This is a genomic window from Tritonibacter multivorans (assembly GCF_001458415.1).
Lineage (GTDB): Bacteria > Pseudomonadota > Alphaproteobacteria > Rhodobacterales > Rhodobacteraceae > Epibacterium > Epibacterium multivorans.
The window spans coordinates 66,646-78,915 of record NZ_CYSD01000042.1; the positions used below are offsets into that span (position 1 = coordinate 66,646).

9 protein-coding genes are annotated in these 12,270 nt (G+C 62.1%); 4 read left to right on the forward strand and 5 right to left on the reverse strand.

Annotated features, from left to right (window positions below):
- Positions 1-11 precede the first annotated feature (11 nt).
- The 4 genes from TRM7557_RS16060 to TRM7557_RS16075 all read right to left on the reverse strand — a co-directional run bounded on the left by TRM7557_RS16060 (position 12) and on the right by TRM7557_RS16075 (position 5,330).
- Positions 12-1,640 (reverse strand): Ppx/GppA family phosphatase, encoded by a 1,629-nt coding sequence (locus tag TRM7557_RS16060; RefSeq protein WP_082626636.1) that lies wholly within the window; start codon positions 1,638-1,640, stop codon positions 12-14.
- Positions 1,641-1,718: 78 nt separating this feature from the next.
- A complete protein-coding gene (locus TRM7557_RS16065) occupies positions 1,719-2,396 on the reverse strand; it encodes a P-loop NTPase family protein (protein ID WP_058291241.1) in 678 nt (225 codons plus the stop codon).
- Positions 2,397-3,545 carry an AI-2E family transporter gene (locus tag TRM7557_RS16070; RefSeq protein WP_058291242.1) on the reverse strand — a complete coding sequence of 383 codons (1,149 nt, stop codon included), beginning with the start codon at positions 3,543-3,545 and terminating at the stop codon, positions 2,397-2,399.
- Positions 3,546-3,647: 102 nt separating this feature from the next.
- On the reverse strand, positions 3,648-5,330 hold the full coding sequence (locus tag TRM7557_RS16075) for an ATP-binding protein (protein ID WP_074941837.1): 1,683 nt from the start codon (positions 5,328-5,330) through the stop codon (positions 3,648-3,650).
- A gap of 331 nt (positions 5,331-5,661) precedes the next feature.
- Here TRM7557_RS16075 and proS point away from each other — a divergent pair, with 331 nt between their 5' ends.
- Positions 5,662-7,014, forward strand: a complete 1,353-nt coding sequence (proS, locus tag TRM7557_RS16080) for a proline--tRNA ligase (protein WP_058291244.1) — start codon at positions 5,662-5,664, stop codon at positions 7,012-7,014.
- A gap of 282 nt (positions 7,015-7,296) precedes the next feature.
- Here proS and TRM7557_RS16085 read toward each other — a convergent pair whose 3' ends face one another.
- On the reverse strand, positions 7,297-8,508 hold the full coding sequence (locus tag TRM7557_RS16085) for a spondin domain-containing protein (RefSeq protein WP_058291245.1): 1,212 nt from the start codon (positions 8,506-8,508) through the stop codon (positions 7,297-7,299).
- A 373-nt stretch (positions 8,509-8,881) separates the two neighbouring features.
- Between TRM7557_RS16085 and TRM7557_RS16090 the strand changes: the two genes are divergently transcribed.
- The 3 genes from TRM7557_RS16090 (at position 8,882) to TRM7557_RS16100 (ending at position 12,269) form a co-directional block, all read left to right on the forward strand.
- Positions 8,882-10,168: a lipoprotein-releasing ABC transporter permease subunit gene (locus TRM7557_RS16090; RefSeq protein WP_058291246.1), complete on the forward strand. Its 1,287-nt coding sequence runs from the start codon at positions 8,882-8,884 to the stop codon at positions 10,166-10,168.
- A gap of 7 nt (positions 10,169-10,175) precedes the next feature.
- Positions 10,176-10,859: an ABC transporter ATP-binding protein gene (locus tag TRM7557_RS16095; protein ID WP_058291247.1), complete on the forward strand. Its 684-nt coding sequence runs from the start codon at positions 10,176-10,178 to the stop codon at positions 10,857-10,859.
- Between the two features lie 93 nt (positions 10,860-10,952).
- Positions 10,953-12,269, forward strand: a complete 1,317-nt coding sequence (locus tag TRM7557_RS16100; RefSeq protein WP_058291248.1) for a serine hydrolase domain-containing protein — start codon at positions 10,953-10,955, stop codon at positions 12,267-12,269.
- Position 12,270 lies beyond the last annotated feature (1 nt).

The window sequence follows — 12,270 nt, forward strand, 5'->3', positions numbered from 1 at the left end:
CAGATGTGCTGTCAGTCCTTAACCAGTTTGCCGTCGATTTTCAGCCGCACCTCTGCGGCCTCCAGCGCCCCAGCCAGCGACTTCAGCCGCGCGGCGGCCACTTCGCTGTAGAGGATCGCGCCGGGGCCGGTCAGCTCCACATGCAGAACCCGCTTGCGCGGCTGCCATTGCAACGCCCCAATGCCCTTTTCGGTCGACCCCATCAGCATGGCGCCAAAGCGCATGGCCTTGCCGAGAATTTCCGCCTCCTGCTGCTGCGGTTCGGACAGCAGGTCATAGACATCCTGATACCGTGTGCCTTTGCGTTTGTTACGATAGCGGTGCATCAGCGCCAGACCCAGATAGACCCGCTCCGAATGTTTCAGCCCGCCCAGATTCGCCCGCGTCGCGGTGTCAAAACACAGATCCGCACGGTAATCAGGATGGGCGCGCCAGTTCACATCATGCAGCAGACAGGCGGCTTTGATCAGGCGCGATTTGGCCAGGGGCGGCTTGCCAAACAACGGCTTCACAAAGTCATAGAGCACCTTGCCAAAGCCCGGCACGCGCGCGTCTTTGGCCTCTGCAAAACGGCTGGCCTCGACCAGCGGGTCGCGCTCGCGCAGGCGGTCTGGCATCTGTTCGTAGAGCAGACCTTCGCGGATGCCATAAGACGAAATGGCAATGTCGCGCGGCTGGAATTCCTTGACCACACGGGCCAGCACATCCATCGCATAAGGGACCAGCGCCATGCGTCCCGACGACACGCCACAGTCGCTGCGAAGCTTGTCCAGATTGTTGGTTTCAATGTATTTTACTGTTGCGCGCACATCCGAAGACGTCATCCGGTATTCGTGCATCACATGCATGGGATAGCCCCGGCGGTGCATATCGATGCGCGCAATGGCGCGCCAGCTGCCCCCCACCAGAAACAGCCGTTCGCCTTTGTTGCCCATCTGCGCGCAAAGGGTCTCTACGGTGTCGGCAATGGCCTTTTTCCGGCCCCGGCGCCCGCCTTTGATGTCGCGCAGCTTCAGCGGCCCAAGGTCCGAGGTCACGCAGCGGCCAATGGTGCCATCGCGCAGCTCGGCAAGCTCCATCGACGAACCACCAATATCGCAGATCAACCCCTGCGCGCCGGGCCAGCCCAACAGCACCCCTTGGGCGGACAGGCGGGCCTCTTCATGGCCGTCGATCACATTGACCTTCTGGCCCGTCTCGCGCAGCACCTCATCGCAGAAATCCTGCCCGTCGGTGGCATCGCGCACAGCGGCGGTTGCAACAATGGTCAGGGGTTCGGGCAGCAGCCCATCGGCCAGCACCTTGAACCGCTTCAGCGCCGCCAGCGCCCGCACGCGCCCCTCGGGGTTCAGCTTGCCGGTCTCCGACAGGCCTGCGCCCAGACCACACATGATCTTCTCATTGTAGAAATAGGCGGGGCTGCGCGCCGCGCCGTCAAAGATCACCAAGCGGACAGAGTTCGACCCCACATCCACCACGCCAACCCGTTCCAGCGCGCGCGCATCGGGACTGTCAAACAGCGGGTGGCCAAAGGGGCCCCAGTCGTCGGTCTCTCCATGGGGGATATGTTGAACAGGCGCGGATTTTTCGCCGGTCACGGCAACAATCGGGCGGGAGTCGGTTTGCGTCTCAGCAGACATGGAAGCTCCGAGGGTCGTGAGTGTAAAAATAATGTGACATTGGAAGGGGGGCGGGTCAACTTATGCTGGCATGACGGATCACATTTCGCGATCCGCGCTCATCAGTTTAATGGCCAGCGCGCGGTTGAGCATGCGCTGCTCTGCCATTGCCATCTTGTCGAGCCGTTCGACAATCGCTTGGGCGGCGGCAAAAGACCGGTCCATCCGGCTGACCAGATAGGGAATCACATCCGCTTTTGGGGTGATTTGCCGGTCCGCAAAGAGTTTGGCCAGAACCACCGACAGCAGCGCATCATCGGGTGGCGCAAGAGCCGCATGGGTGGCGGCCTGCACGCGGCTTTGCAGATCGGCCAGCCCCAGATCCCATTGCGCAGGTGCGGGGCGGCCGGTCAGCATCAGCTGGTGGCCTTCGGTCAGCACCATATTATGGAGGTGAAACAGGGCGTTCTGCGCGGGGCCGTCCTCGGCAATGTCGGGCACATCTTCGACCGCAACCGGCCCACGCGCCAGCATGGGCACATCGCGTTCATGCAGGTCACGCGCCCGCAGAATACGCGCGCCACTTTCGGCCGCCCACACATGCACCAGATGGGTTTTGCCTGCGCCCTTGGGGCCGCTCAGCACCAGTTTGCCCGAAGGCCAGGTGAAGTTCCGGTCCAGCAAAGCCACCGCCATCGCATTGGAGGGGGCGACAAAGAAATCCTCCCGCTCCAGCGCCGGTTTGGCAGGCAGGTCAAAGCTCAGCTGTTTTGACATTTAGGCGTCGCTGTCCTCAAGACTATCCTCACGCACATGTCGCGTGACGGTCGGGTGGGTTAGCCCCTGATAGAGGCGGCTGTCCAGATACTGGGTGGTGGCAAAACGTGCAAGCACCCCCAGCGCTGCCGCGACAGGAACCGCAACCAGCATACCGACAAAGCCAAACAGCGCGCCAAAGACAGACAGGGCCAGCAGCAGCCACACCGGGTGCAGACCAACAGAGCTGCCGACCAGTTTCGGCGTCAGGAAATTGCCTTCAACGATCTGACCCAGAAAGAAGATCGCCGCCACCAGACCAATGCGGACCCAATCGGTGGCGATGGTTACGGTCTGGCCGTCCACGACCTCGGTGCCGCCCCAGTATTGAAACAGCGCCAGACCAATCGCCAGCACGCCGCCAATGATCGACCCGAGGTAGGGGATGAACGTCACCAGCCCGGCGACAAAGCCAACCGCCAGACCAAAGTTCAGCCCAACCGCCATCAGCGCAATGGCGTAATAGGTGCCAAGGATCAGGCAGACGGTGCCCATGCCGCGGATGAAACTGGCCAGAACCGCGTCAATCTCGCCCGCCAGACGGCGGATCACCGGCGCGTGGTCGCGCGGCAGCAGGGCGTCAATGCGGGCAATCATCCGGTCCCAATCGAGCAGCAGATAGACCGCAACCACCGGCACGATCACCACCAGCACGATCACATTGATCAGCGACATGGCCGATCCGATGAAGGCCTCGACAAACTGGCCGCTGCGCCCCTGCAGCGCCGACCAGATCTGGGTCAGCAGCGCGCGCAGGCGGCTGCCTTCGTCAAAGATCTGCGGAAATTGTTTGTGGGCAAAGGCGCGCAGGTCAGACAGCGCCTGCGGCAACGTATGGATCAGATCGACCATCTGCCCGATCAGCATCTGCACCACCACCAGAACCAGCGGGAAAATGATCACCACGGCGCTGACGGTGATAATCGCGGTTGCCGCTTCGCGCGAAAACCCCGACCGCTCCAGCCGGTCGGCCACCGGATCCATCAGATAGGCAATCGCCGCGCCAAGGATAAAGGGCAGAAGAACATGCCCCAAGGCCCAGAGAACAAGGGAAAAAACAACAGCAGCAATGCCCCAATAGGTCAGCTGTTTGCGGGCGGGCAGGGCCATGGGCGACATCCTTTAACGGTTAAACCGCTGCGAAGGTCACCCAAGTTCTGTCCTCTTGCAAGGCGAAACATGCACGGGAAAAATCGCATTGGCCAAACCGCCTTATGCGTTGGCAAACTGCCGTCTCTCCAGCGGTGCGCCAAGCGCTTTGAGATCGTCCAGACGCAGGGGTTTGGCAAGGCAGGCATCAAAGCCCTCGGCCAGATATCCTTCGACCTGTTCGGCAAAGACATTGGCCGTCACCGCCACCGCATAACCCAAGGTCAGACCTTCGGCAGCCAGATCGGCAGCGCGCAGGGTCTGGATCACCTCCACGCCGGTCAGGCCGGGCATCTGAATGTCCAGAAGCAGCATGTCAAACCCCCCGTCCGAGGCCAGAATAACCGCTTCTTCGCCGTCGGCGGCCAGCACCACAGTTGCGCCCAGCTGTTCCAGCATGCGCGAAATCAGCATCCGGTTGGCGCTGCTGTCATCCGCCACCAGAACCCGCGCGCCGCGAAAGCCCGTGGCCCCAGAGCGCACCTTGCGCGGCGGCGCAACCGGGGCCAGACGGGGCAGGGGCAGATCAAAGCTGAACTCTGCACCTTTGCCAAGGGTGCTGCGCGCCGAAATCTCGCCGCCCATCAGGGCGACAATGCTTTTGACAATCGCCAGCCCCAGACCCGTGCCACCTTTTTTGCGGGCAACTGACGCCTCGGCCTGGCTGTAGGGTTCAAACAGTTTGGGCAGCTGCTCGGGCGGGATGCCACAGCCCGAATCGCGCACCCGGACGCCAATGCCCGCCTCATCCGCGTTCAGGGTCAGAACCACCCGGCCGTGATCGGTGAATTTCACCGCATTGCTGACCAGATTGGCCAGCACCTGCTGCAGCCGGAAAGCATCGCCGCGGCGCATTTCGCGGGCTTCAAACCCGTTCAGGCGCATCTCCAACACAATGCCTTTGGCCTCAGCATTGGGTTTAAACAGCTGATGCACCTCGCGGGCGACAGCGCAGGGATCAAAGGGCGCCTCTTCCAGCTCCATCCGTCCGGCATCGACCTTCGACAGATCCAGCGCATCGTTCAGCAGCCGCAAGAGGTTCTGCGCCGAACGATCAATGGTTTCGACCAGCGTGTCGCGTTCCGCCGGATCGGTGCTCAGCCGCAGCAGATCCACCCCGCCAATGATCCCATTCAGCGGCGTGCGGATCTCGTGGCTCATATGGGCCAGAAAACTTTCGCGCGCGGCGGCGGCTTCACGGGCGGCTTCTTCTGCCACTTCGGTTTCCTTCAGCGCCTGCTTTAGGGAAATCTGCTCGTCCACACATTGGGAAATCTGCGTCAGCAGGCGAATGTCCTCGTCGCTCCAGACGCGGGGGTCGGGTGCGGTGACACATAAGACCCCGACACAGCTGCCATCCGGCAGGCTCAGCGGCACGCCCAGAAAGGCACAGCATTCCTGACAGTTGTCGACCTTGCGCCGCAAAACCCGCGGGTCGGTGGCCCCGTCGACCACCGCAACCGGCGCTTTTGCCAGGATCACCTCGCGGCTGAAACTGCGGCTTAGCCGGTAACGCGCGCCAATGCAGTCCTGGTCGGAATAGGCCCCTATGCAGGCGGCACTTTTGACATAGAGCGTGTCCTGACTGGTCAGGCTGAACAGGATCATGGCGCGCTCAACCCCCAAAAGTCGCGCCGCAAGATCGGTCAGATTGTCAAAGGCGCGTTCCGGCGGCGCGTCCACAAGCTCCAGATCATAGAGGGCAAATTCCTCCTGAATGGCGAAGGGCTCTTGCGGAAAGATCATATCGTTCACAGACAGTCCTGTGAGCCCCTTTGGCACAGCCGGGCCCATTGGGTTCGTTAAAGTCAAAATCCGCCGCATCTTGTCGCGCGGTAGGGGTGTAACAGCGCAACGCTATCGAAAAATTATTACCAGAATCTTCTTGTGACGCGGTTCTGCGACAGGTTTCGCAAGGTCAAGCAGCGGGCAGGGAAAACCGACCGCTGGCGACACCCGCCGCCGCCGCGGTGAGGGGCCGCCCCAAAAGGCGTTGTGCAAAGCATGATTGCTTGCGGCGCGGCGATGGCTTAGACGCTTTTGGGACAAAGATTTCACAGATAAGACGAGAGCGACCATGCGCCTGTCCCGCTATTTCCTGCCGGTTCTGAAAGAGAACCCCTCCGAGGCCCAGATCGTCAGCCACCGCTACATGCTGCGGGCCGGCATGATCAAACAATCCGCCGCTGGCATCTACTCCTGGCTGCCCTTGGGCTTTAAGGTGCTGAAAAAGATCGAAGGCATTGTTCACGAAGAACAAATCCGCGCCGGTCACGTGCCGATGCTGATGTCGACCATGCAGCCTGCGGATCTGTGGAAGGAATCCGGGCGCTATGATGACTATGGTCAGGAAATGCTGCGCATCAAGGACCGCCACGACCGCGACATGCTGTTTGGCCCCACCAATGAGGAGATGATCACCGACATCTTCCGTGCGCATGTGTCCTCCTACAAAGACCTGCCGCTGACACTGTACCAAGTGCAGTGGAAGTTCCGCGACGAAATCCGCCCCCGGTTCGGCGTCATGCGCGGCCGCGAATTCTACATGAAAGACGGCTATAACTTCGACCTCACCAAAGAGGACGCGCTGCACGCCTATAACCGTCACCTCGTCAGCTACCTGCGCACCTACGAACGTATGGGCCTGCAGGCGATCCCGATGCGCGCCGATGGTGGCCCGATTGGCGGCGACTACACCCATGAATTCCTGGTGCTGGCCGAAACCGGCGAGTCCGAGGTCTTCTATGACAGCGCCGTGACCGATCTGACCTTTGGCGACCGCGAGATCGACTATGACAGCGTCGAACAGTGCCAGGGCGTGCTGGAAGAGTTCACCACCAAATATGCGCGCACCGATGAGACCCACGACGAGGCGCTGTTCAACGAGATCCCCGAAGACCGCCGCCGCACCGCGCGCGGCATTGAGGTCGGCCAGATCTTCTACTTCGGCACCAAATACTCCGAGAGCATGGGCGCCAAGGTCCAGACCGCCGATGGCGAGGTTCCGGTGCATATGGGCTCGCACGGGATCGGTGTGTCCCGTCTTCTGGGCGCGATCATTGAGGCCAACCACGACGACAACGGCATCATCTGGCCCGAAGGCGTGACCCCGTTCCACTGTGGTATTGTCAACCTGAAGCAGGGTGATGAGGCAGCAGATGCCGCCTGCGAAAGCCTTGAGAAAGCGCTGGCCGCTGTGGGTCTTGAGGCGCTTTATGACGACCGCAAAGAACGCGCAGGCGGCAAGTTCGCCACCATGGATCTGATCGGTCTGCCCTGGCGCATCACCGTCGGCCCGCGTGGGCTGAAGAACGGCGTTGTGGAACTGACCTCGCGCCGCAGCGGCGAAAGTGAAGAGCTGACGCCCGAAGCCGCCGTGGCGAAACTGGTCGAGATCTACGCCGACCACCGCACCCCGCAAGGGTTCTAAGCACGGTCCTCGCTGATTACGACAAGACCCCGCCAGACCGCTCTGGCGGGGTTTCGTTTTGGCGGGGTCTCCCGCCCGTTGTGCGGGCATGAAACATGCCCTTCAACGGTTGGGCCGGGTAGGTTGGGGGTGGCGCCGGGCCAAAGGCCCGGCGCCACCCCCAACGCTTTTTCGGTTTTTTGCCGCAGGCAAAACACCAAAAAGCGGCGGGAGCCCATCGGGCGTTGGCGGCTCAAAGCCGATGCAGGCACGCGTCGCGCCTTCGGCCCATCTGGGTCCGGATCAGATAAAGTCGATATTCTCGGCTTCCAGCGCGTCCAGACTGGTGTGTTTCAACACCAGCACATCGCCGTCGCCGAAGTTGAACCGCACCTCGTTGCCTCGCTCGCGGCCGAACTCCAGCAGGGTGTCAAAATCATCGACCCCGTCGATGGACAGCGCCAAATAGTCTTCGCCGGCCTGAAACCCCAGCACCGTGTCGCGGCCGTATCCCTCTTGGAACACAAACACATCCGCGTCGCGCCCGCCTTTCAGAATATCCCGCCCGGTGCCACCATCCAGCACGTCCTGGCCCTGACCACCCTTCAGAGTGTCATTGCCCGCACCGCCCAAGAGCAGGTCATTGTCCCGCCCGCCTTTCAGCAGATCGCGCCCATCGCCGCCGTCGAGCCGGTCATTGCCGCGCCCGCCCAGCAGATAGTCGCGCCCGTCGCCGCCATAAAGGTCGTCATAGCCCGACCGCCCGATCAGCACATCGCGGCCGGCTTCGCCGTGGATAATGTCATCGGCGCTGCTGCCGCGCAGGAAATCGCTGCGGTTGCTGCCGGTGGTGGTCTCGACCCGGTTGATATGGATGTCGGCGATGCCTGCGCCGGGCTGGGTAAAGTCGGCCACCTCTGGGTCAATGACCGCGCCAAAGGCATTGGTGCCGCCCAGAATATTGCCTTCGCCTTCCGGCAGGAAACCGGGGTGCAGGGTGACCACGCCGTTTTCATCGACACCGGTGTTGGGCGCGGTCTGGTTGAGGAAGGCTGCGTCTTCTTCGGTGTTGACCTCGGTGCCCGCATCCAGCACATCCGTGCCTTCGAAATTCACCGTCTGCGCGCCAAGAAACCGGCCCTGATCGTCAAACAGGCGCAGCGCCTCTCCGGTGCCGACAAAGGCATCGTTCGAGGGCAGGATCATCGCCGCCAGCGACAGATAGGCGGCGCTGCTGCCATCGACGCTGAGGGTGGCGGTGGTGGTTTCCTCGGTGGCAATTGGCCCGGCCGCGCCAAAGACGGCGCCGGTCACCGCATCGGCATCCGTGGCCGTGACCTCGGCGTTAATGGGGGCAAAATTGCCATCTTCGGCCAAGGCCTCCAGCCCGGCCGAAGCCGCGTCGCCCCGGTCATAGAGATCAAAGCTGCCGTCATGGGCGGCAAACCAGAAAGGTGTCAGAAAGGTGCCGCCCGTGGCGGATGTATTGGTGACGGTGATACGAATGTCGGTCATTTGTTACTCTCCCATTGGACCGCGTCAGGGCGATGTGCGCCCCGGATCTAAAGCGGACCTGTCAGTCAACGCCGCGACCATGGCGCGGCAGCACAGCCTGCGGCCAGAGGGGCAGGGCTCACGGCGGCTCACGCTTCTGCGCCTCACCTGTGAAGCACGCGGACGTGATGGCAGCCCGGGTGGTCAGACAGAAAAGTGATTGGACCTTGAGGCGGCTTTGTGGGTGCGGACCTGTCTGACGCGGGGGCAGAAGTTTTACTGCCCCTGACCCGAGGAAGACCGCCGACGGGCACCTCTGCCCTTGACCCCGGCGCGCGCACGGCTCAGGTTGCAGGCAAAATTCTAAGGCACTTTTCGGGCAGGACTTTATTGCATGGCCAAAACACCTCCGCCGTTTTCACGGTTTGAATGGATGATCGCCTGGCGGTACTTGCGGGCCAAACGCTCGGAAGGGGGCGTGAGCGTGATGACGTGGATCTCGCTGATCGGGATCACGCTGGCCGTCTTTGCGCTGATTGCCACATTGGCGGTGCGGTCGGGGTTCCGGTCGGAATTTGTTGGCACCATCTTGGGCGCCAATGCGCATGCCTCGCTCTATTCTCACGGAGAGGTCAATCTGGCCGGTCGTCTGGACCGGCGGATCGAAGATTTTGATGCGCTGGCCGCAGCCGCACGCGAGGTCGAGGGCGTGATCACCGCCGCGCCTCTGGTCAAGGGGCAGGTCATGGCCAGCCGCGGCGATCGCAATGCCGGTGCGCAGGTCTATGGCATGCGGGCCGAGGATCTGATGCAGGTGCCGGGCGTTGCAGGCAGCAGCGAAGCGCAGGGCGATCTGAGCCGTTACGGCGACGGCATTGCCATGGGCTCTGGCATGGCGCGGACGCTGGGCGTGCGGGTCGGGGACCGGATCAAGCTGATTTCCCCAAACGGGGTGCGCACGGCCATGGGCACCAGCCCACGGGTGAATGTCTATGAGGTGGTCTATATCTTTAGCGTCGGCCGCTATGACATTGATAGCACACGGGTTTACATGCCCTTTGCCGAGGCGCAGAGCTATTTCAACCGCGAAGGCTATGCCGATGAGGTCGAGGTCATGGTGCAGGATCCCGAACATGTGGAACGGCTGGTTTTGCCGCTGTTGCAGGCGGCGGGCGGCGACTATGGTGTCTGGACCTGGCGCGATGCCTCGGGCAGTTTCCTGCGCGCGCTGGAGGTCGAGGACAATGTGATGTTCATTATCCTGTCGATCCTTGTGCTGGTGGCGACGATGAACATTGTCTCGGGGCTTGTGATGCTGGTCAAAAACAAGGGCCGCGACATTGGCATCCTGCGCACGCTGGGCCTGAGCGAGGGATCGGTGATGCGGGTGTTTTTCCTCTGCGGGTCGCTGACCGGCGTGGTGGGCACGATCTGCGGTGTGATCCTGGGCTGCCTGTTTGCGATCTATATCGACCCGATTTTTTCCTTCGTGAACTTTGCCATGGGGGGCGGGGTTTGGGATCCGTCGATCCGTGGCATCTATGCCCTGCCGGCCGAGTTGCGGGCGGGCGATGTGATCACGGCTGTGGGCCTGTCGCTGGGGCTGTCGTTTCTTGTCACCATTATCCCGGCCCGCCGTGCGGCGCGGATGAACCCGGTTGAGGCGCTGCGTTATGAATAATCCCGCTATGACAGAGTTCGCACTGGAGCTTTCGGGCATTGAGAAAGCCTACCTCAAAGGGGAGCCGGGCGAGGTCGCGGTTCTGCGGGGGGCAGAGCTTGCGTTGAAACCGGGCGAGGTTGTGGCGCTGGTCGCGCCTTCGGGTGCAGGCAAGTCGACGCTTCTGCATATTGCGGGTCTTCTGGATGGCGCGGATGCGGGCGAAATCCGGCTGTCTGGGCAGGATCTGACCCGGGCAAATGATGCCAAACGCACCGAGATGCGGCGTCGTGAGATTGGCTTTGTCTATCAGTTCCACCATCTCCTGCCAGAGTTCACGGCGCTGGAAAACATTGTGCTGCCGCAGCTTGCCAATGGCACGTCCGAGCGCCACGCTCGCAAGCGCGGCACCGATCTGCTGGCGCGCGTGGGCCTGTCGCACCGCGCCGCGCATCGACCTGCGGCGCTCTCTGGCGGCGAACAACAGCGTGTGGCGTTCTGTCGGGCGATGGCGAACCAGCCCTCGGTCCTGCTGGCGGATGAGCCTACGGGCAACCTTGATCCTGCGACCTCTGATACGGTGTTTGCAGCGTTGATGGAGCTGGTGGCGGAAACCGGTCTGTCGGCGCTGATTGCCACCCATAACCCGGATCTGGCCGCGCGGATGGACCGTGTGCTGCGGCTGGAAGAGGGCAAGCTGATCGCAGGCTGAGCTTTGCCCTGACCAAACGGTCTTTTTTACTGGAAAAGCCGCAATTCTACCCTAGGCTGTGACGCGACATGCAGATCAGTCGAGGGTGAGATTATGCGTAAAATCCTGAGCTTGGCAGCGGTATTGACCAGCGCACTGGCGCTGAGCGCCGGCGCAGAGGGGACGTTGACGGCGGCCCAGTCCGACCCCAAAGCCTTGGGCTGGATGCAGGGGTTTCCGCCCCCCGCCGACAAGATCATCACCCAGCCGGACAGCGTCTATTTTTCCTTTCCGAAACTGCGCTGGTCGGTCTGCCACTTGCGCGAATTCCTTCCGACCGAAGACATCAGCCGGGGCCTTGGCGCGCCGGTGCCGCTGCCGCGTCTGAGCGCAGAGGATCTGGCGGTCGAACGGCGGATCATCGACATCCTGTCCTTCCGTCCCCTCGGCGGTGGGCGGGTGATGACCGTGGGCGAGGCCTTTGATCTGAATTACACCGACGGGCTGCTGATCCTGCACCGCGGCGAGGTGGTCTATGAACGCTATGCGGGCTGTCTGGACGAAGGCGGCAAACACGCAGCCATGTCGATGACCAAATCGCTGACCGGGCTGCTGGCCGAAATTCTGGTGGTCGAAGGCGCGCTGGATGATCGCGCGCTTGTGTCGTCGATCATCCCCGAGGTCGCAGACAGCGCCTTTGGATCGGCCACCGTGCGCGAGGTCATGGATATGACCACCGGCATTCAATATTCCGAGGACTACAGCGACCCGAATGCCGATATCTGGATCTATTCGCAGGCCGCAAGCCCCTTGCCGAAACCGGCGGGCTATGTGGGGCCAGAGGGCTATTGGGAGTACCTCACACAGGTCCAGCCTGAGGGCGACCATGGGGCGCAGTTTCACTATAAAACCGTGAACTCTGACATGCTGGGCTGGATCATCTCGCGGGTTTCGGGGCAGCCGGTGACCGATCTGGCCGCAGACCGGATCTGGTCCAAAATGGGCGCGGAGCAGGCGGCCTATATGACCGTGGATGGCACTGGCGTGCCCTTTGCGGGCGGCGGGCTGACGGCGGGCTTGCGCGACCTTGGGCGGCTGGGGCTGTTGATGCTGAACAATGGCGAAATCAATGGCGCACAGCTGTTTCCCGCCGAGGTCGTCCAGAACATCCGCGCCGGGGGCGACCCTGAAAAATTCGCGGGATTTCCGACCCTTCCGGGCGCAAGCTACAAAAGCCAGTGGTGGGTGATGCACAATGAAAACGGCGCTTATGCGGCGCGGGGCGTGCATGGGCAGACGATCTATGTGGATCCTGCCGCCGAAATGGTCTTGGTGCGGTTTGCGTCCCATCCGCAGGCAAAGAACGGGGTGATCGACCCGACCTCTTTGCCTGCGTATCAGGCGATCGCGGATTACCTGATCGACCGGTAAG